Genomic DNA, 25,581 nt, shown 5'->3' with positions numbered 1-25,581 from the left:
AGGATGAGTTATGAAGCTGGAAGAAATCGTAGCCCTTAGTGTAAAGCATAATGTCTCCGATCTACACCTGTGCAATTCCGCCGCACCGCGCTGGCGGCGGCAGGGCAAGCTGGAGCCCGCCCCGTTTCCCGCGCCGGATATCCCGGATTTACTCAACTGCTGGCTTGATGCCGCACAGTTACAGCATTGGCAGGAACAGGGCCAGATTGACTTTGCGCTGACCCTGGCCTGCGGTTTGCGGCTGCGCGCCAGCGCTTTCGCCCATACGCGTGGAATATCGCTGGTGCTACGCCTTCTGCCTGAACAGTGCCCGCGTCTGGAGACGCTGGGCGCCCCGCCTGCGCTGAGCGAGCTGCTGGCGGAAGAGAGTGGCCTGCTGCTGGTCACCGGAGCGACGGGCAGCGGCAAGTCGACCACCCTGGCGGCGATGGTGGGGCATCTCAACCAGCGTCTTGATGGCCATATTCTGACCCTGGAGGACCCGGTGGAGTTTATTCATCACAGCGAGCGCTGCCTGATCCTGCAGCGGGAGATTGGCCGTCATTGTCCTTCGTTCGCCGCGGCGCTCCGCGTGGCGCTGCGCCAGGATCCGGATGTGATCCTGCTCGGGGAGCTACGCGACAGCGAAACCATTCGTTTGGCGTTAACGGCTGCGGAGACCGGACATCTGGTAATGGCGACATTACATACCCGCGGCGCGGCGCCGGCGGTGGAGAGATTGATCGATGTCTTTCCGGCAGAGGAGAAAGATCAGGTTCGTAGTCAGCTGGCCGGAAGCCTGTGCGCGGTGCTGGCGCAAAAATTGTTGCCTGCGCGTCAGGGCGGCAGAGTTGCGCTATACGAGCTTTTGGTCAATACCCCCGCAGTAGCTAACTTGATCCGTGAAGGAAAAGTGCACCAGTTGCCCGGCATAATGCAGACCGGGATGCAGGCCGGAATGCTGACATTTACGCAGAGTTTTCAGCAACGTGTCGCCGCAGGCGAGCTGTAAGAGCAGCGTGAAGCAGACTGGGCGGGTTAAATGATATGTTAACTGAATGTTTGATTGCTGTTTCTTTATATTATTTGGTAATACAAATAATCATTATGAATAAATTCAAATAACACATTCAGTTGCGAAATGTCGACAGTGAATACGCATTTCCAGGAAAAAAGTTTGATTACCTTTTGACAGCTTTGAGGTATTCGATTTATGCTGTTTACGGGAATAGGATGATTCTCATGGAATAACGTTTCAGTTTGTAAATTGCCAAGGCTATTTATAAATTCACGACTGTTTGTATATTTTTTTATTCATTTAACCACCATGGCGGTGGGTAGCAGCTAAGGAGAGTTTTAAGTGATTAATTTAAATGGAAATTCATCATCTTCTCGTCAGGTCACATTTATTACCCATCCGTCAATTCAGAGCAAAGCTTTTGCCAGCTATCTGAGCGAAACCCTGATGGCATCAGTGGTTTTACAAAATATTAATAAACCACTGGCGCAGCGCCTGGCGAAAGATTCTGTAATATTATTTGATATCGCAGTGTCAAATAAGAAATTAAATGGGGTATGGCGAGACATTATTCGACTGCAGGCAGATAATCCTCGTTTGTTGATTATTAATAGCGCACAAAAGTATGAGTTATACGAAATGGCGCAGTGGCCGGCTTTATATGGCGTGTTCCGCCATGACGATGATGAATCGCGCTTAATTGAGGGCGTTAAGGCCGTACTGAACGGCGAACAGACGGCTGAATTGAGCGTGATGCACCCGGCGATGTACGCTGCGGACCATGCATCGGCGCCCGTTGAGAACTCGCCACTCACCGAGCGGGAATGTGAGATCCTCAACGAGCTGCGCTGTGGGGCGACGAATCTGGATATTGCCCGCGCCCTGTTTATCAGCGAGAACACGGTGCGTACGCACCTGTACAATGTGTTTCGTAAACTGAGCGTGAAGAATCGCACTCAAGCGGTGAGCTGGGCGAACGAACATCTGCGCCACTAAGCGGTCGGAAGCGCGCCGTCAGCAATTTGCCGGCGGCGCAGGAGAGCAGAGCCTAAAAGCTCTGCTCGAAGTAGCTTTCCAGAATGACCACGGCTGAGGCCGAATCAACGCTACCTTTATTCAGCGCCCGGTAGCCGCCGTGTTCAAATAAGCCTGCCCGAGCCTCCACCGTACTCAGACGTTCATCGTGAAGGACGATCGCGACGCCAAAGCGGCCATGAATTTTATTGGCGAAATTCCGCGCGCGCGCCGTCAGCGGTTGCTCGGTGCCGTCCATATTCAGCGGCAGGCCAACGATCACCGCCTCAGGCTGCCACTCTTTGAGCAGTTTTTCGATGACATTCCAGTCCGGTTTACCGTCCTGCGCCTTCAGCGCCGGTAACGGTCGCGCGGTAGCGGTGATGCGTTGCCCCACCGCCACGCCGATGCTTTTGGTGCCGAAATCAAAGCCGAGAAAGGTTCCGCTCATCATGCATGCCCCGCGACGCCAGGCATCGTCACAATGTCGATACCAATCAGTTTAGCCGCCTCGCGCCAGCGATCGGCGATGGGCGTGCGGAAGAGAATATTCTGGTCGGCAGGGGCGGTGAGCCAGGCATTATCTAAAATCTCCTGCTCCAGTTGTCCTTTCTCCCATGAGGAGTAGCCCAGCGCAACCAGTACGTTGCCCGGCTGTCTGTCGGTACCTAAGGTTTCAAGAACATCCCGCGAGGTGGTGACTACTGTGTTATCCGAAATGCGGATACTCGAGGAGAAGTCCGAGGGCGGGGTATGCAGAATAAAGCCGCGGTCTTCCGCCAGCGGGCCGCCCAGCATCACCGGTTTATCCAGACGGATCTCCGGATTGCGCGGCTCCGGAACAATCTTGAGCTTCTCAAGGATCCCTTCCACCTGCAGATTTTCCAGCGGCTTATTGATAATAATGCCCATGGCTCCCTCGTCGTTATACTCGCAGATATAGACCACGGAGCGGCGGAAAATCGGGTCCTGAAGCGCAGGCATGGCAATCAGAAAGTGATGCTGTAAATTCATTGTCAGAGGTTCTGTTCCTGGTTCAAAAAGCAACACCCAGTATGCGGGCAAAGTAGAATAGTGTCGATGCACTTTATCTGGCTGGCGCCCGAGTGGCGCTTGGCTGGCGGCGTTTCACGAGCGCGGTCAACCGCGCTCGCTGCGCCATGAGCGGACGTTTATCCGCCCTGGTGTTTATTTGGTGATACGTCTTTCGATAGCGTCCATCAGCATGCCGGTGATCGAAATATCCGGGAAGGCGGCTTCGATTTCGCGTACGCAGGTGGGGCTGGTGACGTTAATTTCCGTCAGACGGTCGCCGATAATATCCAGGCCGACGAAGATAAGGCCTTTGGCTTTCAGCGTCGGGCCGACGCGGCGGGCAATTTCCCAGTCGCTTTCGGTCAACGGGCGAGCTTCGCCACGGCCGCCGGCGGCCAGATTACCGCGGGTCTCGCCACCCTGCGGAATACGCGCCAGGCAGTAAGGCACCGGCTCGCCGTCCACCACCAGCACGCGCTTGTCGCCATCTTTAATCGCGGGCAGATAGTTCTGCGCCATGCAGTAGCGGCTGCCGAGCTCGGTCAGGGTCTCCGTGATCACGCCAAGGTTCGGATCGCCGGCTTTGACGCGGAAAATAGAGGCACCGCCCATGCCGTCGAGCGGTTTCATAATGATATCGCCGTGTTTTTCCCAGAAGGCTTTCAGCTGGGCTTTATTGCGGGTGACCAGCGTTTCCGGCGTCAGTTCAGAGAACCAGGCGGTGAACAGCTTCTCGTTACAGTCGCGCAGGCTCTGCGGCTTGTTGACGATAAGCGTGCCTTTCTCTTCCGCCCGCTCCAGGATGTAGGTGGCATAAATAAATTCGGTATCGAACGGCGGATCTTTACGCATCAAAATAACGTCAAGATCGGCCAGCGGCAGATCCTGCTCACCGGTGAAGTCATACCATTTATCGTAGTTCTGTTCGACGCTCAGCGTGCGCGTACGGGCGCGGGCTTCGCCGTTGATCAAATAGAGGTCGTTCATCTCCATATAATGGAGTTCATAGCCGCGACGTTGCGCTTCCAGCAACATAGCGAAGCTGGTGTCTTTCTTGATGTTGATGGTTGCGATGGGATCCATCACGATGCCGAGCTTGATCATGGTTCTTCTCCGTTAACGCCTCAACCTAAGTCGCCAAAACGCACCTGCAATGCGGTGATGGCGGTGAGCGCAGTAGTCTCTGTACGCAGAACGCGCGGTCCCAACAGGATATCAGTAAACTGGTATTGCGCGGTCATCGCTATCTCTTCTGCCGATAGCCCACCTTCCGGACCAATCAGCAAACGGACGCGTTCAACCGGTAGCGGCAGCGTATTAATGCTGGCGCTGGCGCGCGGGTGCAGGTTGAGCTTCAGCCCGCTGTCCTGCTCGGCGCACCACTCTTCCAGCTGCATGGCCGGACGTATTTCCGGTACCACATTACGACCGCTCTGTTCGCAGGCGGCAATAGCGATTTTCTGCCACTGCTGGATCTTCTTCTGCAAACGTTCGGCGTCCAGTTTAACGCCGCAGCGCTCGGAAAACAGTGGCGTTATGAGGCTTACCCCGAGTTCGATCGATTTCTGGATAGTAAATTCCATTTTTTCACCGCGCGACATCACCTGGCCTAAGTGAATATGCAGCGGCGATTCACGATCGTCGGGTTCGCCGCTGAGCACTTCAACCGTGACATTTTTCTTGCCGGCCTCAGTGATGACGGCGTCAAATACCTGGTTACTGCCGTCAAAAAGCTGTAGGTGCTGACCGGCGGTCATGCGCAGGACGCGACCGACGTGGTTGGCCGCGTCATCGCTCAGCGCAATCTGGCTGCCGACAGTGAGGCGTTCTGGATGATGGATGCGAGGAATGCGCATGCTTGATATTCCGTTCGTTGCGCAGATGCCAGCTTCCCGCCACCGGGCGGGAAGCACAGGGCTGCAAATTAACAATTGCCGCTAGTGTAGGTTAGCTCTTTTGCGCCTGGCAAGCCTGCTGGACATACGGATTATGGTTGCCCTGCACTTTCGCGATGCGCTCATCGCGCTCACATTCCCAGGCGGTGACCGGGTACTGTTTATCCCAGGCGGTAAACAATTGAGTTTGCTGGCGGGAAAGATTCAGTTGGTAGCGGTCGCGCATATAGAAGTAGGTGCGGGCGATAGCGCCGCGGGCGCGGGCAGGGGGCTCGGCGACTTTATCTTTAAAATCGACCTTCATGGTGCACTGGCCGTACTGGCCTTCACCGCCGTTCCACTGGCTGTACATAAAATTGCCGCGATCGCCATTGACTTCCCCTACCGCCGGCTGCAGGTTGTGCATATCGCTTTCCATCTTGCGGTACTCCGGATCTTTGGCGCAGTTTTGCCGCCCGCCTTCCTGCCAGCACTGGCGCTGATGGCCGAACTGCCACGCCGGCACCACGTGTTCCCATTCAACCCGGCTGGCGCGGTTCTCATTTTTACGCACTTTATAGCCGCAAGATTCCAGATCGATAACGCCTTTTTTACCCTGCCAGTCGATTTTACAGCCGCAATAAAAGTCGCCCGGAACGTCGGCGTTCACTTTGACGCCAGCGGCCTTGGCCTGGGAAAAACTATTAATACCGGCGGCCGCGAGCGGGCCACTGACTGCCGTGCTCAATACCGCAACGGCTAAAATATGCATACGGGACATCGTTAACTCCGTGTCAAAACGAGCCCGCAACGTAGCGAATGAGGGTGCTGGATGCAATCAGTCAGATCAGAAAGTTTCTAATAAATTCTGATGGTTATTTTTCAGCCACCAGCAGATCGCCGCAGTGAACGCAGCGGTAGGTGGCCTCGCCGCGCACCACCCGGTTATGGCGACGGACGGTGAGCTGATGCTGCTGACAGCGACAGCGGTAGGGGAAGGTGTTCTGGCGGACCGAATCGAGTTCAAAACGGTGAGTGCGACGCGCGGGAACGCCAAGGACGTTCTCCATCATCCATTTCCACTCTTTACCGTGCGGCGCGACGCGGCCAAAGTGCTGCCAGACCAGCAGGTGCGCCAGCTCGTGCGGCACCACTTCATCGATAAACTCCTGCTGATTTTCCAGCAGCAGCACCGGATTTAAACGAATTTCGTTTTTCTCCAGCCAGGCGGTGCCGGCGGAGGTACCGCGCTGCTGGTAGACCAGCGTCGGCTCAGCGTAGCGGCGTTCCAGTTTGAGGTTCGCTTTGGCGAGATGCTCCCGCAGGCTGCGCATCACGGCCTGCTGAATAGCGATGGGAATACGGGGTGTTTTCATAGCGCCAGAGGATAGTGCGACGGGCGGGGGAGAGCAAGAGGAAGCTTCCTCCCGGGAGGGGAGGAAGCTCAGGCGGGTTAGTCGCGGGCGCCGATTTCACGCAGCGGACGACCCTGCATCAGGTTACGTTCAATATGTTCCAGCGAGACGTTTTTGGTTTCCGGAATCAGCCAGATAGTCAGCAGGATAAACAGCACGTTCAGACCGCCGTACACCCAGAAGGTGTTGGCGCTGCCCAGCGAGTTGAGCATGGTCAGGAAGGTGGCGCCGACAATCATATTGGCAATCCAGTTGGTCGCTGTGGAGCAGGTGATGCCGAAGTCGCGGCCTTTCAGCGGCTGGATTTCGGAACACAGTACCCAAATCAGCGGACCGGCGCTCATGGCGAAACCGACGATGAACATCAGCAGCATCAGGACGGCGATGTACTGCGCGGTAGAGGAGTGAATGCCGATGTGCATCATGCTACCCAGCACGCCCATGCCCGCGGCCATCACGATAAAGCCGAGGATCAGCGTTGGTTTACGGCCCCAGCGGTCGACCAGACCGATAGCGATAAAGGTGGCCAGCACGTTGGTCAGACCGACGATCACCGTCCCCCACATCTGCTCGGTGGTGTTGGCATAGCCCGCCAGTTCAAAAATCTTCGGTGCGTAGTACATGATGACGTTCATGCCGGTGAACTGCTGCATCACCTGCAGCAGAATACCGAGGAACACCGCGCGGCGGAAGTTACTGTTGTCTTTGAACAGCGACCAGCCGGACTGTTTCACCTTCAGGCTTTCGCGGATTTCGTCGAGCTCACGTTTCGCTTCGGCGCTGGTATCGCGCAGGCGCAGCAGCACGCGTTCGGCATCGACGAAACGACGTTTGGCGGCGAACCAGCGCGGGCTGTCCGGCAGGAAGATAACGCCGATCAGCAGCAATACCGCCGGAATAATGATCACGCCGAGCATCCAGCGCCACGCGCCGCTGTAGCTGAAAGCGGTGTCAGAGAGATAGGCGCCGAGGATCCCGATGGTGATCATCAGCTGGTACATCGAAATCATACTGCCGCGGATTTTCTCTGGCGCGATTTCCGACAGATACAGCGGAGCCGTGTATGAAGCGACGCCCACCGCCAGGCCCAGCAGCACGCGGGAAACCAGCAGGATCTCGACGTTTGGCGCGGCAGCGGAGAACAGAGAGCCGGCGACAAAGAGGATGGCGCCGATCATCAGGCTTTTTTTACGGCCCAGTTTGAAGGAGAGCCAGCCGCTGCCGACCGCACCGACGGCAGCCCCGAACATCATGGAGCTGACCACCCACTCCTGGGTGTGGGCTGAAATCTGGAACTCATTGGCAATAAAGGGTAAGGCACCCGCAATAACACCGATATCAAGGCCGAACAGCAGGCCAGCCAGCGCGGCGAGGAAACAGACGAAGAACGTCATAGTCTTGTTCGAACGCCCTTGTTTTTTGTTGTCAGGCATAACGCCCTCCAGTTGAGTTATTGATTCTGTCGATGGTTAGGGTAGGACACTCGACGGTAAAAAAACGTGATTATAGTCACGGCTGTGTAATCGTTTACACAAAGGTAAAGAAACGTAATCCATTAAATGCTTTTTAAATCAGCAGTATATACAAGGATAGTCGACATTTTGAAAAACGGTAATCAGAGTTGACCGAAACAATATGTAACATTGTGAAAAATACCCGCACGCTATGCCTGTTATGGAAACAAAGGGGCAGTCATCATAATGTAATCGCTTTCATCGCGTTACCGCGTTTCGCTGAAGCGAAGCGCAGGGGGGAGGGAGACGGAAACAAAAAGGCCAGCGCGAGGCTGGCCTTGAAGAGAGGAAGCAGGGGTTATTTCAGACCGGCCGCTTCGCGCAGCAGAGCCGCTTTGTCGGTTTTTTCCCATGGGAAATGCTCGCGACCAAAGTGACCGTAAGCCGCGGTTTCTTTGTAGATCGGGTGCAGCAGGTCCAGCATCTGAATCAGGCCGTACGGACGCAGGTCGAAGAACTCGCGCACCAGCAGGGTCAGCTGTTCAGAAGGCACTTTCTCGGTGCCGAAGGTTTCCACCATGATCGAAGTCGGTTCAGCGACGCCGATAGCGTAGGAGACCTGAATTTCACAACGATCGGCCAGGCCCGCAGCAACGATGTTTTTCGCCACATAGCGCGCCGCGTAGGCTGCGGAACGGTCAACTTTAGACGGATCTTTACCGGAGAACGCGCCGCCGCCGTGACGAGCCATGCCGCCGTAGGTATCAACGATGATCTTACGACCGGTCAGACCGCAGTCGCCCATCGGGCCGCCGATAACGAAACGTCCGGTCGGGTTGATGAAGAATTTGGTCGAAGCGTTCAGCCATTCGGTCGGCAGGGTCGGCTTGATGATCTCTTCCATCACCGCTTCCTGCAGGGATTTCTGGTCGATGTCTTCCGCGTGCTGCGTGGACAGAACCACCGCATCGATGCCGACGATTTTGCCGTCGTCATACTGGAAGGTCACCTGGCTTTTCGCATCCGGACGCAGCCACGGCAGGGTGCCGTTTTTACGCACTTCAGCCTGGCGCTGCACCAGACGGTGAGCATAGGTCACCGGCGCCGGCATCAGCACGTCGGTTTCGTTGGTCGCATAGCCAAACATCAAACCCTGGTCGCCTGCGCCCTGTTCCAGCGGGTCGGCACGGTCGACGCCCTGGTTGATGTCCGGAGACTGTTTACCAATGGCGCTCAGAACGGCACACGAGTTGGCGTCAAAGCCCATATCGGAATGCACGTAGCCAATTTCGCGGACGGTGTTGCGGGTGATCTCTTCGATATCAACCCATGCGCTGGTGGTGATTTCGCCGCCTACCAGCACCATGCCGGTTTTGACATAGGTTTCACATGCGACACGCGCTTTCGGATCCTGCTTGAGGATCGCATCCAGCACGGCATCAGAGATTTGGTCAGCAATTTTGTCAGGATGCCCTTCTGATACGGACTCAGACGTAAAAAGGTGTTTTGCCATATTTTATTTCACCTGTGGACGATTCGGATAGCTCATACTGTTGTGTAATGTGGCTTTGGTGGATAATCAGCGCAAAGCCGCGCAGGTAGCGACACGAGCAGTCTGAGTGTTAATCAGTATAGACGGATTAACTTCTGGATGGCTATTTTAGGTCAATTCTTGAGCCCATTTCCAGCCTTTTTTGATGGCGGTCGCATTTATGGGAAAACCCGCCTGGCAAATTTTCCTGACAACCGCGCAAACGCACACATTTTTATTTTGCTTTTTACCCTGCTTCTCGGTATAAAACGCCGCGCGCGGCTCATTAAAAAAGCGCACGGGGCATCGCCCTGTGGTGCCACTTCCAGCCGGGTTAAGCAGTCTGTATTTACAGAATCTCGCAGCGGCGTAGCGCCTGTTGCCCGGTATGTATAGCTTTGGCTTGTCGCCGACCCTGTCGCAGGGCGGTGTGGAGGTGATACCAGATAATGAACCAATGTTTTTCGCTTGATTCGTCGCGTCGTTCTGTCGCGCGTCAGCACTCCGCAACCTGCATCTCTCTCATGCAAACCAGCCGATGTTCACCCCATCTCGGCGCTTCTCAGGATTCCAGGGCCGGTCGGTCGTTAGAAAACTGAACAAGGGCGCTCTTGCCAGGCAAGAGTTTTCTCGTGGTTTCTCCGGACTGTCATACTCTGTTCGGCTACGTGTTTTACGATGATATGAATAAGAAACCGGTCGCGCAGTCGCAAAACCAGCAGATAGTGCTGGGCTTTAGGACTGTTCATGGGTTGTTATCGCATCTTTGGACTGCGATAGTAGTTAACTGTCTTACACTTATTATTAAAAATTGAGGTTCGCTATGTCTGACGACATGTCTATGGTTTCGCCTTCGTCAGCAGGCGAACACGGTGTACTACGTTCCATGCAGGAGGTAGCGATGAGCTCCCAGGAAGCCAGCAAGATGCTGCGTACTTATAATATTGCCTGGTGGGGCAATAACTATTATGACGTCAACGAACTGGGCCACATCAGCGTTTGCCCGGATCCGGACGTCCCGGAAGCGCGCGTGGACCTCGCGGAATTAGTCAAAGCCCGCGAGGCGCAAGGGCAACGTTTGCCGGCGCTGTTCTGCTTCCCGCAGATCCTGCAGCACCGCTTGCGCTCGATCAACGCCGCCTTCAAACGCGCGCGTGAATCGTACGGTTATAATGGCGATTACTTCCTTGTCTACCCGATTAAGGTTAACCAGCACCGTCGCGTGATTGAATCGCTGATCCATTCCGGCGAGCCGCTGGGACTGGAAGCCGGTTCGAAAGCCGAACTGATGGCCGTGCTGGCGCACGCCGGGATGACCCGCAGCGTCATCGTCTGTAACGGCTATAAAGACCGCGAATACATCCGCCTGGCGCTGGTGGGCGAGAAGATGGGCCACAAGGTCTATCTGGTCATCGAGAAGATGTCCGAGATCGCCATCGTGCTGGAAGAGGCCGAGCGCCTGAACGTGGTGCCGCGCCTTGGCGTGCGTGCGCGTCTGGCCTCGCAGGGCTCCGGCAAATGGCAATCCTCCGGCGGAGAGAAGTCCAAGTTTGGCCTCGCGGCGACCCAGGTACTACAGCTGGTCGAGATCCTGCGTGCCGCAGGGCACCTTGAGAGCCTGCAACTGCTGCACTTCCACCTCGGTTCGCAGATGGCCAATATTCGCGATATCGCCACCGGCGTGCGTGAATCCGCGCGTTTCTACGTCGAACTGCATAAGCTGGGCGTCAACATTCAGTGCTTTGACGTCGGCGGCGGTCTGGGCGTGGACTATGAAGGGACCCGCTCGCAGTCTGACTGCTCGGTGAACTACGGTCTGAACGAATACGCCAACAACATCATCTGGGCGATCGGCGATGCCTGCGAAGAGAACGGCCTGCCGCACCCGACGGTGATCACCGAATCCGGCCGCGCGGTGACCGCGCACCATACCGTGCTGGTTTCCAACATCATCGGCGTGGAGCGTAACGAATACACTGAGGCGACCCCGCCGGCGGAAGACGCCGCGCGTCCGCTACAGAGCATGTGGGAAACCTGGCTGGAGATGCACGAGACCGGCAACCGCCGCTCGCTGCGCGAATGGCTGCACGACAGCCAGATGGACCTGCACGATATCCATATCGGCTACTCCTCTGGCACCTTCAACCTGCAGGAGCGCGCCTGGGCCGAGCAGCTGTATCTGAACATGTGTCATGAAGTGCAGAAGCAGCTCGACCCGAGCAACCGCGCGCATCGTCCCATCATCGATGAGCTGCAGGAGCGGATGGCGGATAAAATCTACGTCAACTTCTCGCTGTTCCAGTCGATGCCGGATGCCTGGGGGATCGATCAGCTGTTCCCGGTGATGCCGCTGGAAGGGCTGAACAAGTCGCCGGAGCGCCGTGCGGTGCTGCTGGACATCACCTGCGACTCCGATGGCGCCATCGATCACTACGTGGACGGCGACGGGATCGCCACCACCATGCCGATGCCGGAGTACGACCCGGAGAACCCGCCGATGCTGGGCTTCTTTATGGTCGGCGCCTATCAGGAGATCCTTGGCAACATGCATAACCTGTTTGGCGATACCGAGGCGGTGGACGTGTTCGTCTTCCCTGACGGCAGCGTTGAGGTTGAGCTGTCCGACGAGGGCGATACCGTGGCGGATATGCTGCAGTATGTGCAGCTGGATCCGAACACGCTGCTGACCCAGTTCCGCGATCAGGTGAAAAATACCGGCCTGGACGACGCGCTGCAGCAGCAGTTCCTCGAAGAGTTTGAGGCGGGACTGTACGGCTATACTTATCTGGAAGACGAGTAACCATTGATGCCCGGTGGCGTAGCGCTTACCGGGCCTGCGAAGGTAGGCCGGATAAGGCGAAGCCGTCATCCGGCGGAATGCGATACTTACTTGAACCCGTATGCATTACCGGCGATAATTCACGCCAATAAGCGATTTATCTATCAAACCCTTCCTCGTCGGGCCTAACGACGCGGAGGGGTTTTTTTATACTTATTTTTTACGTTCCACGACTGCGAAAAGAGGTCATATCCATGAGCACTTTAGGTCATCAATACGATAACTCCCTGGTATCCAATGCCTTTGGCTTTCTGCGTTTGCCAATGAACTTCATGCCGTATGAAAGCGATGCGGACTGGGTCATCACCGGCGTGCCGTTCGATATGGCGACCTCCGGGCGCGCGGGTGGCCGTCATGGCCCGGCGGCTATCCGTCAGGTTTCCACTAACCTCGCCTGGGAGCACAACCGTTTCCCGTGGAACTTTGACATGCGCGAACGCCTGAACGTGGTGGACTGCGGCGATCTGGTGTACGCCTTCGGCGACGCGCGCGAAATGAGCGAGAAGCTGCAGGCCCACGCCGAGAAACTGCTGGCGGCAGGCAAGCGCATGCTCTCCTTCGGCGGTGACCACTTTGTTACCCTGCCGCTGCTGCGCGCCCACGCTAAGCACTTCGGTAAAATGGCGCTGGTGCACTTCGATGCCCACACCGACACTTACGCCAACGGCTGCGAGTTCGACCACGGCACCATGTTCTACACCGCGCCGAACGAAGGGCTTATCGATCCGAACCACTCCGTGCAGATTGGTATCCGTACCGAGTTCGACAAAGATAATGGCTTTACGGTGCTGGACGCCGGCCAGGTTAACGACCGCAGCGTTGATGACGTCATTGCCCAGGTGAAGCAGATCGTCGGCGACATGCCGGTGTACCTGACCTTTGATATCGACTGTCTGGATCCGGCGTTTGCGCCAGGCACCGGGACCCCGGTTATCGGCGGATTGACCTCAGACCGGGCGATCAAACTGGTGCGTGGCCTGAAGGATCTGAACATCGTGGGGATGGACGTAGTGGAAGTCGCTCCGGCCTACGATCAGTCCGAAATTACCGCTCTGGCGGCGGCGACTCTCGCTCTGGAAATGCTCTACATCCAGGCGGCGAAGAAGGGCGAATAAGCCGGGTAACCCCGACCCTCTCCCTTCCCGGGAGAGGGTTGCGCGCGGCACAGAGGGGTTATCAAGGCGCCGGGCGAGTGCTCCTGTGCGCCGGGAGAGGGCCGGCGCGCAGGAGAGGGGTCATTATCGCGTCAAAACACGTTAAACGGATATTCGACGTAGAACCGGACTTCATTCCCGCTGACGTTATAGTCGCTGGCGTTGCTGGAAACGCGCAGCACCGAATAGCGTAGTCTGAATTTCAAATCTTTCGCCACGCCGTTTTGTACCTGGTATTGAACCTGGTTGAACCATTCGTGTTCTTTGCCGTTGCTGGTCTCTGAAGTTTTAATGTTATCACCGCGCACATAGGCGGTGGTCCAGGTCAGCCCCGGTAATCCCAGCCCGGCAAAATCCAGTCCGTACGATGCCTGCCAGGAGCGTTCATCTTCCCCGTTAAAATCAGACCAGTAGGAGTTGGCCAGCCAGATGGTGTTCCCGCCATCGCCGACGCCGCCCTGGTTCTGGTAGCCGCCGTAGTGGTAACCGGTGCTGCCGCTGCTTTGCTGATAAGCGACTTTAAAGGTATGAATATCCCAGATGTAGCTGGCGGCCAGGCTCCAGATGCTATTGCTGCGACCGGTGTCATTGGCATCGGCATATTCTTGATCCAGGCGTGAGTTATAGCCGTTGAAATCGAGAACCAGCTGTTGGTTGGCGGCGAACGGCTGCTTATAGTTCAGGCCAAGATACTGTTTGTTCAGCACATCTTCGACGTGTGACGCGTACAGCGCGCCGCTGAGCTGGTCGTTGAACCGGTAGCTTGCCCCGCCGAAGGTCAGGCTTTTCAGGCCGCTGTTATGGCTGTCGTCGCTTTTGCGCTGCTGGTCGGTGAGATAACCGGCGTTAATTTCCAGGCCGTCGATTTCGCGCGAGGTGAGCATGGTGCCGGTATAGCTCTCGTACAGCAGGCGTGAATCGTCAGCGTAGACGATGGGCAGCATCGGCCGCTGGCTGCCGTAGCTGAGCACGGTATTCGAAAAGCGCATTTTGCCGGTAGCGCCGAATTTGGCGAGGTCGGATTTCGCGCGGCCGTCGTCATCCTGGGCGAAAAAGTCGATCCCGCCCGCGCCGCTGCGCCCGCGACCGCCGTCAAGGCGCACCGCATACTGGGCGATACCGTCCACGCCAAAGCCGACCGGTCCCTGGGTAAAGCCCGATTCGAAGGTGGCGATAATCCCCTGGCCCCATTCGGCTTTATCCGGCAACCCATCGCGATAATCACGTTTGATATAAGCGTTACGCAAAAAGAGATCCAGATGGCTGTCGTCAATAAAGCCCTGACTGGCGGATTGTTGGCTGGCGAAAGTCGGCGTGGCGGCAATAATGCCAAGTGCGATTAACGATAATTCTTTTTTCACTGAAGGCACTTCTCTGTCTGTCGATATATTCAAGGGGATCACTGCAGTCGCGATATTCTCCTGAAATAATGTCGAAAGCAATCATTGTGTGAGCAATGGTATCGCCAGGAAACAAGCTGTGTGGCGCATGCCGGCTGCGTTTGGCGAAGAGGGGTGGACTATTTATTATCTGGAGGAACGCGGTTCTGAAAGGCGGATTGTGTACGCTGTTTTTTATTTGCCAAATAATATCTTGCTGAGTGACAGCGCTTAAAATAATTGGCTGTGACGAGGTGCAGCAATAATTAACGGTTTGTGCGCTTAAGTTATCAATTCATGCGGCTAAATATTTTTACAGGGATATAAAAAAGGGAGGCGATAATGCCTCCCGCTGTCGATTATTTAATCCCGTCGGCTTTCATGCGATCGCGAATATGCTGGGCGCGAGCTTCGGAGGCCGGGTGATCGTCAAACATAGAGCTCTGACGACCGGCTTCCAGCTTGGCCAGTTTTTCGAAGCTGGTGGCCAGTCCCGACGGATTGATGCCGCGCTTACGCAACAGGTCATAAGAGTAGTCATCCGCTTCCGATTCCTGACGCTGGGAGAACTGCGAGTTCACCAGTTTTTCGCCTAAATCGCCCAGCTGCGACTGCGACAGGCTGCCGACGATGCCGCCGGCGGAGGCCGCCGCCGCACGCACGGCGTTGGTCCCCAGCGCGACCTGCATGCCTTTCTTCACGTGGCCCAGCGCAACGTGACCCATTTCGTGGCCGATAACCGCTTCAACTTCATTATCGTTCATCAGGTCCATCAGCCCGCTGTAAACGCGGATGCAGCCGTTCGCCATCGCGAAGGCGTTCACATCCTTGGTCTCATAGACCTTGTAGTTCACTGGCTGGCCATTGATGTTATCGCCCAGCGCGGTCGCGATTTTGCTCAAACGCTGGCTGTATTCACTGCTGGCCGGGGCGATTTTCGCTTTGGCGTCCATCTCTTTACAGGCCTGGTCGCTTAAGGTTTTCACCTGCGCGTCGCTGAGGGAGTACGCCTGGAAGGCTTCGGCGCCTGAGCTGAGCAGACCATTGGAGTCCATGTTCTGACATCCGGTGAGGGTTGCTGCGATCCCAAGAGCAAGTACGGTTGAGCGAATTTTCATTTTTTTATCTTCCACAATCTTATGGTTGTTTATCCGACAATACGGCGACGGCAGGGAACCGTATTCTGCGTAAATTATAAAGAGTATCGCAGGATGCGGGCGAGCGGATTCCGGGGTAGCACAACCTGTTCCAGAGATTTCTTAAAGGGCAAAAGGATGCTCCATGTACATGACTTGTCGCTTGGGTTACATTGTTCACACTTTTTTCCGGCGTAGCCCAAAACGCGCTCTCGTCAAGTCGTTAAGGGCATGGCCTTCAACAGTCCGAACTGGAGTCAAAATGTCCTCACGTAAAGAGCTTGCTAACGCTATTCGTGCGCTGAGCATGGACGCTGTACAGAAAGCCAAATCCGGCCACCCGGGGGCCCCGATGGGTATGGCTGACATTGCCGAAGTGCTGTGGCGTGATTTCCTGAACCATAACCCGAACAATCCGGCCTGGGCTGACCGTGACCGTTTTGTGTTGTCAAATGGCCATGGTTCGATGCTGATTTACAGCCTGCTGCACCTCACTGGCTACGATCTGCCGATTGAAGAGCTGAAAAACTTCCGCCAGCTGCACTCCAAAACCCCGGGTCACCCGGAAGTCGGCTACACCGCGGGCGTGGAAACCACCACCGGTCCGCTGGGCCAGGGTATCGCTAACGCGGTCGGGATGGCTATTGCCGAGAAAACTCTGGCGGCGCAGTTCAACCGTCCGGGCCACGACATCGTCGACCACTTCACCTACGCCTTCATGGGCGACGGCTGCATGATGGAAGGCATCTCTCACGAAGTGTGCTCCCTGGCCGGTACTCTGAAACTGGGCAAACTGGTGGCCTTCTATGATGACAACGGCATCTCCATCGACGGCCACGTTGAAGGCTGGTTCACCGACGATACCGCGAAACGCTTTGAAGCCTACGGCTGGCACGTGGTACGCGGCGTTGACGGTCACGACGCTGACGCCATCAAACGCGCAGTAGAAGAAGCGCGTGCAGTTACCGACAAACCGTCCCTGCTGATGTGCAAAACCATCATTGGTTTCGGTTCGCCGAACAAAGCCGGTACCCACGACTCCCACGGCGCACCGCTGGGCGACGCCGAAATCGCCCTGACCCGCGAAGCGCTGGGCTGGAAACACGCGCCGTTTGACATCCCGTCTGACATCTATGCCCAGTGGGATGCCAAAGAAGCCGGCCAGGCGAAAGAAGCGGCGTGGAATGAGAAGTTTGCTGCCTACGCGAAAGCCTTCCCGCAGGAAGCGGCCGAATTCACCCGTCGTATGAAAGGTGAGATGCCGTCTGACTTCGACGCCAAAGCTAACGAGTTCATCGCGAAGCTGCAGGCTAACCCGGCGAAAATCGCCAGCCGTAAAGCGTCGCAGAATGCTATCGAAGCCTTCGGCCCGCTGCTGCCGGAATTCCTCGGCGGCTCCGCTGACCTGGCGCCGTCCAACCTGACCCTGTGGTCTGGTTCTAAGCCGATCAACGAAGACACCGCGGGTAACTACATTCATTACGGCGTGCGTGAATTCGGTATGACCGCTATCGCCAACGGTATCGCGCTGCACGGCGGTTTCCTGCCGTACACCTCCACCTTCCTGATGTTCGTGGAATACGCGCGTAATGCGGTACGTATGGCCGCGCTGATGAAACAGCGTCAGGTGATGGTCTACACCCACGACTCCATCGGTCTGGGTGAAGACGGCCCGACTCATCAGCCGGTAGAGCAGGTGGCTTCCCTGCGCGTGACGCCGAACATGTCCACCTGGCGTCCGTGTGACCAGGTTGAATCCGCGATTGCGTGGAAATATGGCGTAGAGCGTCAGGACGGCCCGACCGCGCTGATCCTCTCCCGTCAGAACCTGGCGCAGCAGGAGCGTACCGCAGAGCAGCTGGCAAACGTCGCTCGCGGCGGTTACGTGCTGAAAGATTGTGCCGGCCAGCCGGAGCTGATCTTCATCGCCACCGGTTCCGAAGTGGAGCTGGCAGTGGCCGCGTGGGACAAACTGACTGCCGAAGGCGTGAAGGCGCGCGTGGTCTCCATGCCGTCCACCGACGCGTTCGACAAGCAGGATGCCGCTTATCGTGAATCCGTACTGCCGAAAGCCGTTTCTGCCCGCGTCGCGGTAGAAGCCGGTATCGCGGACTACTGGTTCAAATACGTTGGCCTGAACGGCGCTATCGTTGGCATGACCACCTTCGGTGAGTCTGCGCCGGCTGAGCAGCTGTTCGAAGAGTTCGGCTTCACCGTCGACAACGTGGTCGCTAAAGCGAAAGCGCTGCTGTAATGGCTGGTACGGTGCGGGCTGATGCCCTCACCCCAACCCTCCCCCACAGGAGAGGGTGCAAACCCCAAAAACGGTAACCCCTGGGTTACCGTTTTGCTGTTACCTCGCCACCCGGCTTTTTGTATGCACTATTCTTCGAACATGTAACCACCCTGTGAATTATTCCAAAAGAAATGTGACACAAGTCATATAGCTGGTTTATTGCGCTGGACAAACATTCCTTTTATTCCTTGTTTCGCTTATTCTAGCTGAAGCGTTTCAGTCGTTTAAATGTTCGACAATTAATCAATCAGTCGCAGTTTGCAGCTGGTAAGGTTCCCCTCAGAGCGTTGCTGGATTACTCTGTCAGCCACCTCAAAAAAGGGTCAGCCTTGCAGGAGATCTATGACCATTCGCATCGCGATTAATGGCTTCGGTCGTATTGGACGCAACGTGGTTCGTGCGCTATATGAGTCCGGGCGTCGTGCGGAAATCACCGTGGTGGCAATCAATGAGCTGGCGGATGCGGCAGGGATCGCGCATTTGTTGAAATATGATACCAGCCATGGCCGCTTCGCCTGGGATGTCCGTCAGGAGCGCGAACAGCTGTTTGTTGGCGATGATGCCATCCGCCTGCTACACGAGCCGACCATTGCGGCGCTGCCGTGGCGCGAGCTGGCGGTAGACGTGGTGCTCGACTGTACCGGCGTATATGGGAGTCGTGAACACGGCGAAGCCCATCTGCAGGCTGGCGCGAAGAAAGTGCTCTTCTCCCATCCTGGCGGCAACGATCTCGACGCGACGGTGGTCTATGGCGTCAATCAGGATGAGCTCCGCGCCGAGCACCGCATTGTCTCCAACGCCTCCTGCACCACCAACTGCATTATTCCGATCATTAAACTGCTCGATGATGCCTATGGCATTGAGTCCGGCACCGTCACCACCATTCATTCGGCGATGCATGACCAGCAGGTGATTGACGCCTACCATCCGGATCTGCGGCGTACCCGCGCGGCCAGCCAGTCGATCATTCCGGTGGATACCAAACTGGCGGCAGGGATCACCCGTATTTTCCCGCAGTTTAATGACCGTTTTGAAGCGATTGCCGTGCGGGTGCCGACGATAAACGTGACGGCAATTGACCTGAGCGTGACGGTGAAAAAACCGGTAAAAGCATGTGAAGTCAACCAGTTGCTGCAAAAAGCAGCACAAGGTGCATTTCATGGTATAGTTGACTATACGGAATTACCGTTGGTCTCGACAGATTTTAACCACGATCCGCACAGTGCTATTGTTGATGGCACGCAAACCCGGGTCAGTGGCGCGCATCTGATCAAAACGCTGGTCTGGTGCGATAACGAATGGGGCTTTGCTAACCGAATGCTCGACACGACGTTAGCGATGGCGGCTATTGGTTTCAGGTTCGACGCATAAACGTCGACAAAACTTTATGAATCAACGAGAGGATTCACCATGTCTGTAATTAAGATGACCGATCTGGATCTGGCTGGTAAACGCGTTTTTATCCGTGCGGATCTGAACGTACCAGTTAAAGACGGGAAAGTAACCAGCGACGCACGTATCCGTGCATCTCTGCCGACCATTGAACTGGCGCTGAAGCAGGGCGCGAAAGTCATGGTTACTTCTCACCTGGGTCGTCCGACCGAAGGCGAGTACAACGAAGAATTCTCTCTGCTGCCGGTTGTTAATTACCTGAAAGACAAACTGTCCAACCCGGTACGTCTGGTTAAAGACTACCTGGACGGCGTGGAAGTGGCTGCCGGTGAGCTGGTGGTTCTGGAAAACGTTCGCTTCAACAAAGGCGAGAAAAAAGACGACGAAGCGCTGTCCAAAAAATACGCCGCGCTGTGCGACGTGTTCGTGATGGATGCTTTCGGTACTGCGCACCGCGCGCAGGCTTCCACCCACGGCATCGGCAAATTTGCTGACGTGGCGTGCGCAGGCCCGCTGCTGGCCGCTGAACTGGACGCGCTGGGTAAAGCGCTGAAAGAGCCGGCTCGTCCAATGGTCGCTATCGTGGGTGGTTCTAAAGTGTCCACCAAACTGACCGTGCTGGATTCCCTGTCTAAAATCGCTGACCAGCTGATCGTCGGCGGCGGTATCGCCAACACCTTCGTTGCTGCCCAGGGCCACAACGTCGGTAAATCCCTGTACGAAGCAGACCTGGTTGATGAAGCTAAGCGCCTGCTGAGCACCTGTGATATCCCGGTTCCGACGGACGTTCGCGTCGCGACCGAGTTCTCCGAAACCGCAACGGCAACCCTGAAATCTGTTAACGACATCAAAGATGACGAGCAGATTCTGGACCTTGGCGACGTTTCCGCACAGAAACTGGCCGACATCCTGAAAAACGCCAAAACCATCCTGTGGAACGGCCCGGTTGGCGTATTCGAATTCCCGAACTTCCGTAAAGGGACTGAAATCGTGGCTAACGCTATCGCGGACAGCGAAGGTTTCTCCATCGCCGGCGGCGGTGACACCCTGGCAGCGATCGACCTGTTCGGCATCGCTGACAAAATCTCCTACATCTCCACTGGCGGCGGCGCATTCCTTGAATTCGTCGAAGGCAAAGTCCTGCCGGCAGTAGCGATGCTCGAAGAGCGCGCTAAGCAGTAATTCAGTTCAGGCGGGGAAACCCGCCTGTTTTTCAGCGCGCTTAAGGGCTCGCGAACCTTCTTCAACGGTCGAAGATACAGATACAGGACTAAGTAACATGTCTAAAATTTTTGATTTCGTAAAACCGGGCGTCATCACTGGCGACGACGTTCAGAAAGTGTTCCAGGTAGCGAAAGAAAACAACTTTGCACTGCCGGCGGTAAACTGCGTAGGTACTGACTCCATCAACGCCGTTCTGGAAGCTGCTGCGAAAGTTCGCTCTCCGGTTATCGTTCAGTTCTCTAACGGCGGCGCCGCGTTCATCGCAGGTAAAGGCGTGAAAACTGACGTTCCTCAGGGTGCTGCTATCCTCGGCGCTATCTCTGGCGCGCACCACGTGCACCAGATGGCTGAGCACTACGGCGTGCCGGTTATCCTGCACACTGACCACTGCGCGAAGAAACTGCTGCCGTGGATCGACGGTCTGCTGGACGCCGGTGAAAAACACTTCGCCGCTACCGGTAAACCGCTGTTCTCTTCTCACATGATCGACCTGTCTGAAGAGTCCCTGCACGAAAACATCGAAATCTGCTCTAAATACCTGGCGCGCATGGCCAAAATGGACATGACCCTGGAAATCGAACTGGGTTGCACCGGCGGCGAAGAAGACGGCGTGGACAACAGCCACATGGACGCTTCCGCCCTGTACACTCAGCCGGAAGATGTGGATTACGCCTACACCGAGCTGAGCAAAATCAGCCCGCGCTTCACCATTGCCGCTTCCTTCGGTAACGTACACGGCGTGTACAAACCGGGTAACGTGGTTCTGACTCCGACCATCCTGCGCGACTCTCAGGAATATGTTTCCAAGAAACACAACCTGCCGCACAACAGCCTGAACTTCGTCTTCCACGGCGGTTCCGGTTCTTCCGCTCAGGAAATCAAAGACTCCGTCAGCTACGGCGTAGTGAAAATGAACATCGATACCGACACCCAATGGGCGACCTGGGACGGTATCCTGCAGTACTACAAAACTAACGAAGCTTACCTGCAGGGCCAGCTGGGCAACCCGAAAGGCGAAGACCAGCCGAACAAGAAATACTACGATCCGCGCGTATGGCTGCGTGCTGCACAGACTTCCATGGTGACCCGTCTGGAGCAGGCATTTAAAGAGCTGAACGCGATCGACGTTCTGTAAGAAAAATCTGTTTCTTACCCTGAAGCCCGCAGCAATGCGGGCTTTTTTATTACTTTAACAACAGGATAGCGTGCAGGAAAACTGTGATCCATTTGGCAAAACGTGCACTTATTGTTTACCCTATAACCTGACTGCCCTGTTGCAGGCTGAGTTATTTACTTCCCCGTTCGGGGATTCATAAGGAATGTTAAATGGAAGATTTGAACGTTGTCGATAGCATCAACAACGCCGGGACGTGGCTGGCACGCAACCAGGAGCTGCTGCTGAGCTATGCCGTCAACATCGTGGCGGCGATCGTTATCCTGGTCATCGGGATGATCGTGGCGCGCATCGTCTCTAACACCGTCAACCGCCTGATGCTGGCGCGTAAGATTGATGCCACCGTTGCTGATTTTCTCTCGGCGCTGGTGCGTTACGCGGTTATCGCCTTCACCCTGATTGCCGCCCTGGGCCGGGTAGGCGTGCAGACCGCCTCGGTCATTGCTGTGCTGGGTGCCGCCGGTTTGGCGGTGGGTTTAGCACTGCAGGGATCGCTGTCGAACCTTGCCGCAGGCGTACTACTGGTGATGTTCCGCCCGTTCCGCGCGGGTGAATATGTCGATCTCGGCGGTATCGCCGGCACCGTGCAGAACGTGCAGATTTTCTCCACCACCCTGCGTACCGCAGATGGCAAAATCGTGGTGGTGCCGAATGGCAAAATCATCGCCGGCAACATCATTAACTTCTCCCGCGAACCGGCGCGCCGCAATGAGTTTATCATTGGCGTATCCTACGATGCTGATATCGACAAGGTGAAGCAGCTGCTGACCTCGATTATCGAATCTGACGATCGTATTCTGCGCGATCGCGAAATGACCGTACGCCTGAACGAACTTGGCGCCTCATCGGTGAACTTCGTGGTTCGCGTGTGGAGCAAAAGCAGCGATCTGCAAAACGTCTACTGGGACGTGCTGGAGCGTATTAAGCGTGATTTCGACGCTAACGGCATCAGTTTCCCGTATCCGCAGATGGATGTTCATGTGGTACAACTGCCGGAAAAAGCAGAGTAAATCATCACTGACAGAGTCAGGCCGGCCATGCCGGCCTTTTTTAATGGCTCACTATTAGCTTAGCTTATTAATGATTAATACTTTCAATTTCCGCTAATAATCCATTCGCGTTATAGTCAGCGCCACTCTCGAACACAGCGGAAAAATCCTTATGTTTACCTATTACTTTCAGGGCCTTGCCCTGGGAGCGGCAATGATTTTGCCGCTTGGCCCGCAAAATGCTTTTGTGATGAATCAGGGGATCCGTCGTCAGTATCACCTGATGATTGCCCTGCTGTGCGCGGTCAGCGACTTGCTGTTGATCTGCGCCGGTATTTTTGGTGGTAGCGCGCTGCTGATGCAATCCCCATGGCTGCTGGCGATAGTGACCTGGGGCGGCGTGGCCTTTTTGTTGTGGTATGGCTTCGGCGCACTGAAAACGGCGTTCAGTCAGAATCTTGAGCTCGCCAGCGCCGAGGTGATGCAGCAGGGGCGCTGGAAAATCATTATAACTATGCTGGCGGTCACCTGGCTGAACCCGCATGTTTACCTGGATACCTTTGTGGTGCTGGGCAGCCTGGGAGGGCAGCTGGCGGTGGAGCCGAAGCGCTGGTTTGCGCTGGGGACCATTAGCGCCTCTTTCCTGTGGTTCTTTGGCCTGGCGCTGTTAGCCGCCTGGCTGGCGCCGCGGCTGCGTACCGCCAAAGCCCAGCGGATCATCAATATTGTGGTCGGCGCCGTCATGTGGTTTATTGCATTTCAGCTGGCAAAAGAGGGCGTCGGCCATATCCTGGCGTTGCTCAACTAAGCGTTGTCCGATGGACTTTCCTGCTGTACGCGCTAAGCTTGCTGGCATGCGTCCCGTAAGGGCGATTTAAGTAACATGGAGAAACGACAGTGAAGTTAAAAGTCTTAGCCCTGGCGGCAGCACTCGGATTTAGCACAATGGCGGCACAGGCAAACGAATTGCCAGACGGTCCGCACATTGTGACTTCAGGCACAGCAAGCGTTGCCGCGGTTCCGGATATTGCCACCCTGGCGATCGAAGTGAACGTCGCGGCGAAAGATGCCGCATCGGCGAAAAAGCAGGCAGACGATCGCGTCGCGCAGTATCTCTCTTTCCTTGAAAAGAGCGGTATCGCCAAAAAAGACATTAGCTCGGCGAATCTGCGTACCCAGCCTGATTATGACTATCAGAACGGGAAAAGCATTCTCAAAGGCTATCGGGCGGTGCGCACCGTGGAAGTGACGTTGCGCCAGCTGGATAAACTTAACGGCCTGCTGGACGGCGCGCTGAAGGCGGGACTGAACGAAATCCGCTCCGTTTCGCTGGGCGTTGCGCAACCGGATGCCTACAAAGATAAGGCGCGTAAAGCGGCGATCGATGACGCGGTGCATCAGGCACAGGAGCTGGCGGCTGGCTTCCACAGCAAGCTGGGGCCGGTCTACAGCGTGCGCTACCACGTCTCCAACTATCAGCCGAGCCCGATGGTGCGTATGATGAAGGCCGCTGACGCTGCGCCGGTTTCAGCCCAGGAAACCTACGAGCAGGCGACTATCCAGTTTGACGACCAGGTTGACGTGGTCTTTGAGCTGCAGCCAGCTCAGGCCGCCGCGCCGGCGAAACCGGCGGAAGAGCCGAAACCAGCGCAGTAAGCGATAGAAACAAAAAAGCCACTTCCGGGAAGTGGCTTTTTTTATGCCGGCGATTTAATCCTGACGCAGCACTTTGTGGCCGTAATCAATAAGCGCATCGGTCACCCGGCGCATCATGCGGCTTTCCGGCGCAAAGCGGTGCCAGTACAGCATACGACGCTGGAACAGACCGGGCGTGAGGTCAATAAGCTCGCCGCTTTTCAGCTCTTTTTCGATTTGCAGATGCGGGATCATACAGCAGGTAGTGCCCTGGCGCGCCAGCTGCACGAAGGCTTCTGATGAGTTAACGATGTGGCAGGGGACGCTACCCGGCGGCAGGTCGAAGTTTTGCTGCAGGAACGCCTGATGCATATCGTCCAGATGATCAAAGGCGACGACCGGCGCTTTCAGCAGCGCAGAACGCGTCACGCCGTTCGGGAAATAGCGTTGCGCAAACTCTTTTGAGGCGACAAACAGGTAATCGAGCGCGCCGAGCTGATCCACCAGGCAGCTTGGCAGCGCCTGCGGCTGGATACTCACTGCGCCCACCACTTCCCCACGGCGCAGGCGCTCCTGGGTGCGGGTTTCATCTTCCACCTGCAGGTTAAGACGAATAGGGGAGTCTGACAGAACATTGGCCAGCGCCGGCAGCAGCCAGGTGGCCAGACTGTCGGCGTTCACCGCCAGCGACAACAGCAGCGGCGTGGAGCCGGTCTGCTCGTCGCCCAGCCACTCTTCTTCCAGCAGTTCAACCTGGCGTAACAGGGCCAGCAGCTTTTGCCCCTGCTCGGTGGGGCGTGGCGGCACGGTGCGCACCAGCAGCGGTTGACCGAACATATTTTCCAGCTGCTTAATACGCTGTGAGACGGCGGACTGGGTAATACATAGCTTCTGCGCGGCGCGCTCAAATCCTCGTTCCCTAATCACCGCATCCAGCGCTTGTAGTGTCCTGTAGTCCGGTCGTTTCATTATTCTGGCGTGCCCCCATAACTAATCGTTATCTCGCACTATGACATAAATTTTTATTTGATACAGACGAAATT

At 56.1% G+C, this 25,581-nt stretch carries 24 protein-coding genes; 13 read left to right on the top strand and 11 right to left on the bottom strand.

All coding sequences use genetic code 11. The features are described from left to right. Positions 1-10 precede the first annotated feature (10 nt). Both N438_RS12110 and N438_RS12105 read left to right on the top strand, forming a co-directional pair. On the top strand, positions 11-991 hold the full coding sequence (locus tag N438_RS12110; protein WP_042948086.1) for a type IV pilus twitching motility protein PilT: 981 nt from the start codon (positions 11-13) through the stop codon (positions 989-991). Between the two features lie 348 nt (positions 992-1,339). Then, complete coding sequence (locus tag N438_RS12105; protein ID WP_008806465.1) at positions 1,340-1,993, top strand: LuxR C-terminal-related transcriptional regulator; 654 nt, start codon at positions 1,340-1,342, stop codon at positions 1,991-1,993. Between the two features lie 52 nt (positions 1,994-2,045). Here the strand turns inward: N438_RS12105 and ruvX are convergent, their stop codons facing one another. The 8 genes from ruvX to metK form a co-directional block, all read right to left on the bottom strand. Beyond that, positions 2,046-2,462 (bottom strand): Holliday junction resolvase RuvX, encoded by a 417-nt coding sequence (gene ruvX, locus N438_RS12100; RefSeq protein WP_012540565.1) that lies wholly within the window; start codon positions 2,460-2,462, stop codon positions 2,046-2,048. Then, the gene (locus N438_RS12095) at positions 2,462-3,025 is read right to left on the bottom strand and encodes a YqgE/AlgH family protein (RefSeq protein WP_012540566.1); all 564 of its coding nucleotides are present in this window, start codon (positions 3,023-3,025) and stop codon (positions 2,462-2,464) included. Before N438_RS12095 ends, ruvX begins: the two co-directional genes overlap by 1 nt. Before the next feature lie 174 nt (positions 3,026-3,199). Next, the gene (gshB, locus tag N438_RS12090) at positions 3,200-4,150 is read right to left on the bottom strand and encodes a glutathione synthase (RefSeq protein ID WP_008806462.1); all 951 of its coding nucleotides are present in this window, start codon (positions 4,148-4,150) and stop codon (positions 3,200-3,202) included. 20 nt (positions 4,151-4,170) lie between these two features. Beyond that, entirely contained in the window at positions 4,171-4,902 is a 732-nt protein-coding gene (gene rsmE, locus N438_RS12085) for a 16S rRNA (uracil(1498)-N(3))-methyltransferase (protein ID WP_023323263.1), read from the bottom strand. A 91-nt stretch (positions 4,903-4,993) separates the two neighbouring features. Next, positions 4,994-5,701, bottom strand: coding sequence for a deoxyribonuclease I (endA, locus tag N438_RS12080; protein ID WP_008806460.1), 708 nt, complete (start codon positions 5,699-5,701; stop codon positions 4,994-4,996). A gap of 94 nt (positions 5,702-5,795) precedes the next feature. Continuing rightward, a complete protein-coding gene (locus tag N438_RS12075) occupies positions 5,796-6,296 on the bottom strand; it encodes a SprT family zinc-dependent metalloprotease (RefSeq protein WP_008806459.1) in 501 nt (166 codons plus the stop codon). A gap of 77 nt (positions 6,297-6,373) precedes the next feature. After that, positions 6,374-7,768, bottom strand: coding sequence for a sugar porter family MFS transporter (locus N438_RS12070; protein ID WP_008806458.1), 1,395 nt, complete (start codon positions 7,766-7,768; stop codon positions 6,374-6,376). Between the two features lie 379 nt (positions 7,769-8,147). Continuing rightward, entirely contained in the window at positions 8,148-9,302 is a 1,155-nt protein-coding gene (gene metK, locus N438_RS12065) for a methionine adenosyltransferase (RefSeq protein ID WP_110244886.1), read from the bottom strand. Positions 9,303-9,440: 138 nt separating this feature from the next. Here metK and N438_RS28760 point away from each other — a divergent pair, with 138 nt between their 5' ends. From N438_RS28760 to speB, 4 genes are all read left to right on the top strand, one after another. Further along, positions 9,441-9,716, top strand: coding sequence for a hypothetical protein (locus N438_RS28760; protein WP_136047534.1), 276 nt, complete (start codon positions 9,441-9,443; stop codon positions 9,714-9,716). A 287-nt stretch (positions 9,717-10,003) separates the two neighbouring features. Next, entirely contained in the window at positions 10,004-10,135 is a 132-nt protein-coding gene (yqgB, locus tag N438_RS12055) for an acid stress response protein YqgB (protein ID WP_002916578.1), read from the top strand. An 8-nt stretch (positions 10,136-10,143) separates the two neighbouring features. After that, complete coding sequence (gene speA, locus N438_RS12050; protein ID WP_008806456.1) at positions 10,144-12,120, top strand: biosynthetic arginine decarboxylase; 1,977 nt, start codon at positions 10,144-10,146, stop codon at positions 12,118-12,120. A gap of 233 nt (positions 12,121-12,353) precedes the next feature. Continuing rightward, positions 12,354-13,274, top strand: coding sequence for an agmatinase (gene speB / locus N438_RS12045; protein WP_002916572.1), 921 nt, complete (start codon positions 12,354-12,356; stop codon positions 13,272-13,274). A gap of 131 nt (positions 13,275-13,405) precedes the next feature. Here the strand turns inward: speB and N438_RS12040 are convergent, their stop codons facing one another. Further along, a complete protein-coding gene (locus N438_RS12040; RefSeq protein ID WP_008806455.1) occupies positions 13,406-14,674 on the bottom strand; it encodes an OprD family outer membrane porin in 1,269 nt (422 codons plus the stop codon). A gap of 377 nt (positions 14,675-15,051) precedes the next feature. Next, complete coding sequence (locus N438_RS12035) at positions 15,052-15,810, bottom strand: M48 family metallopeptidase (RefSeq protein WP_012540572.1); 759 nt, start codon at positions 15,808-15,810, stop codon at positions 15,052-15,054. A 280-nt stretch (positions 15,811-16,090) separates the two neighbouring features. Here N438_RS12035 and tkt point away from each other — a divergent pair, with 280 nt between their 5' ends. From tkt to N438_RS12000, 7 genes are all read left to right on the top strand, one after another. Next, the gene (gene tkt, locus N438_RS12030; protein ID WP_023323261.1) at positions 16,091-18,082 is read left to right on the top strand and encodes a transketolase; all 1,992 of its coding nucleotides are present in this window, start codon (positions 16,091-16,093) and stop codon (positions 18,080-18,082) included. 384 nt (positions 18,083-18,466) lie between these two features. Then, a complete protein-coding gene (gene epd / locus N438_RS12025; protein ID WP_004205289.1) occupies positions 18,467-19,495 on the top strand; it encodes an erythrose-4-phosphate dehydrogenase in 1,029 nt (342 codons plus the stop codon). 39 nt (positions 19,496-19,534) lie between these two features. Beyond that, complete coding sequence (gene pgk, locus N438_RS12020) at positions 19,535-20,698, top strand: phosphoglycerate kinase (protein ID WP_008806453.1); 1,164 nt, start codon at positions 19,535-19,537, stop codon at positions 20,696-20,698. A gap of 97 nt (positions 20,699-20,795) precedes the next feature. After that, complete coding sequence (gene fbaA, locus N438_RS12015) at positions 20,796-21,875, top strand: class II fructose-bisphosphate aldolase (protein ID WP_008806452.1); 1,080 nt, start codon at positions 20,796-20,798, stop codon at positions 21,873-21,875. Between the two features lie 191 nt (positions 21,876-22,066). Beyond that, the gene (locus N438_RS12010) at positions 22,067-22,924 is read left to right on the top strand and encodes a small-conductance mechanosensitive channel MscS (protein WP_012967232.1); all 858 of its coding nucleotides are present in this window, start codon (positions 22,067-22,069) and stop codon (positions 22,922-22,924) included. Positions 22,925-23,075: 151 nt separating this feature from the next. Beyond that, positions 23,076-23,711: an arginine exporter ArgO gene (gene argO / locus N438_RS12005; RefSeq protein WP_008806450.1), complete on the top strand. Its 636-nt coding sequence runs from the start codon at positions 23,076-23,078 to the stop codon at positions 23,709-23,711. Between the two features lie 89 nt (positions 23,712-23,800). Further along, positions 23,801-24,559: an oxidative stress defense protein gene (locus tag N438_RS12000; RefSeq protein WP_044649678.1), complete on the top strand. Its 759-nt coding sequence runs from the start codon at positions 23,801-23,803 to the stop codon at positions 24,557-24,559. A 54-nt stretch (positions 24,560-24,613) separates the two neighbouring features. On the opposite strand, the gene argP is transcribed toward N438_RS12000, so the two are convergent. Further along, positions 24,614-25,507, bottom strand: a complete 894-nt coding sequence (gene argP / locus N438_RS11995) for a DNA-binding transcriptional regulator ArgP (RefSeq protein ID WP_008806448.1) — start codon at positions 25,505-25,507, stop codon at positions 24,614-24,616. Positions 25,508-25,581: the final 74 nt, after the last annotated feature.

This window comes from Klebsiella sp. GL120222-02 (assembly GCF_003097195.1).
In the GTDB taxonomy this organism is placed as follows: Bacteria; Pseudomonadota; Gammaproteobacteria; order Enterobacterales; family Enterobacteriaceae; genus Klebsiella; species Klebsiella variicola.
This window is presented reverse-complemented; position numbering and strand designations above follow the sequence as displayed.

Bases quoted from the DNA above. Each gene is read 5' to 3' on its own strand.
- metK (WP_110244886.1), bottom strand. From the start codon at position 9,302: ATGGCAAAACACCTTTTTACGTCTGAGTCCGTATCAGAAGGGCATCCT.
- epd (WP_004205289.1), top strand. From the start codon at position 18,467: ATGACCATTCGCATCGCGATTAATGGCTTCGGTCGTATTGGACGCAAC.
- speB (WP_002916572.1), top strand. From the start codon at position 12,354: ATGAGCACTTTAGGTCATCAATACGATAACTCCCTGGTATCCAATGCC.
- gshB (WP_008806462.1), bottom strand. From the start codon at position 4,150: ATGATCAAGCTCGGCATCGTGATGGATCCCATCGCAACCATCAACATC.
- rsmE (WP_023323263.1), bottom strand. From the start codon at position 4,902: ATGCGCATTCCTCGCATCCATCATCCAGAACGCCTCACTGTCGGCAGC.
- N438_RS12110 (WP_042948086.1), top strand. From the start codon at position 11: ATGAAGCTGGAAGAAATCGTAGCCCTTAGTGTAAAGCATAATGTCTCC.
- pgk (WP_008806453.1), top strand. From the start codon at position 19,535: ATGTCTGTAATTAAGATGACCGATCTGGATCTGGCTGGTAAACGCGTT.
- fbaA (WP_008806452.1), top strand. From the start codon at position 20,796: ATGTCTAAAATTTTTGATTTCGTAAAACCGGGCGTCATCACTGGCGAC.
- endA (WP_008806460.1), bottom strand. From the start codon at position 5,701: ATGTCCCGTATGCATATTTTAGCCGTTGCGGTATTGAGCACGGCAGTC.
- yqgB (WP_002916578.1), top strand. From the start codon at position 10,004: ATGAATAAGAAACCGGTCGCGCAGTCGCAAAACCAGCAGATAGTGCTG.
- N438_RS12095 (WP_012540566.1), bottom strand. From the start codon at position 3,025: ATGAATTTACAGCATCACTTTCTGATTGCCATGCCTGCGCTTCAGGAC.
- ruvX (WP_012540565.1), bottom strand. From the start codon at position 2,462: ATGAGCGGAACCTTTCTCGGCTTTGATTTCGGCACCAAAAGCATCGGC.
- N438_RS12010 (WP_012967232.1), top strand. From the start codon at position 22,067: ATGGAAGATTTGAACGTTGTCGATAGCATCAACAACGCCGGGACGTGG.
- N438_RS12075 (WP_008806459.1), bottom strand. From the start codon at position 6,296: ATGAAAACACCCCGTATTCCCATCGCTATTCAGCAGGCCGTGATGCGC.
- argO (WP_008806450.1), top strand. From the start codon at position 23,076: ATGTTTACCTATTACTTTCAGGGCCTTGCCCTGGGAGCGGCAATGATT.
- speA (WP_008806456.1), top strand. From the start codon at position 10,144: ATGTCTGACGACATGTCTATGGTTTCGCCTTCGTCAGCAGGCGAACAC.
- N438_RS28760 (WP_136047534.1), top strand. From the start codon at position 9,441: ATGGCTATTTTAGGTCAATTCTTGAGCCCATTTCCAGCCTTTTTTGAT.
- tkt (WP_023323261.1), top strand. From the start codon at position 16,091: ATGTCCTCACGTAAAGAGCTTGCTAACGCTATTCGTGCGCTGAGCATG.
- N438_RS12035 (WP_012540572.1), bottom strand. From the start codon at position 15,810: ATGAAAATTCGCTCAACCGTACTTGCTCTTGGGATCGCAGCAACCCTC.
- argP (WP_008806448.1), bottom strand. From the start codon at position 25,507: ATGAAACGACCGGACTACAGGACACTACAAGCGCTGGATGCGGTGATT.
- N438_RS12070 (WP_008806458.1), bottom strand. From the start codon at position 7,768: ATGCCTGACAACAAAAAACAAGGGCGTTCGAACAAGACTATGACGTTC.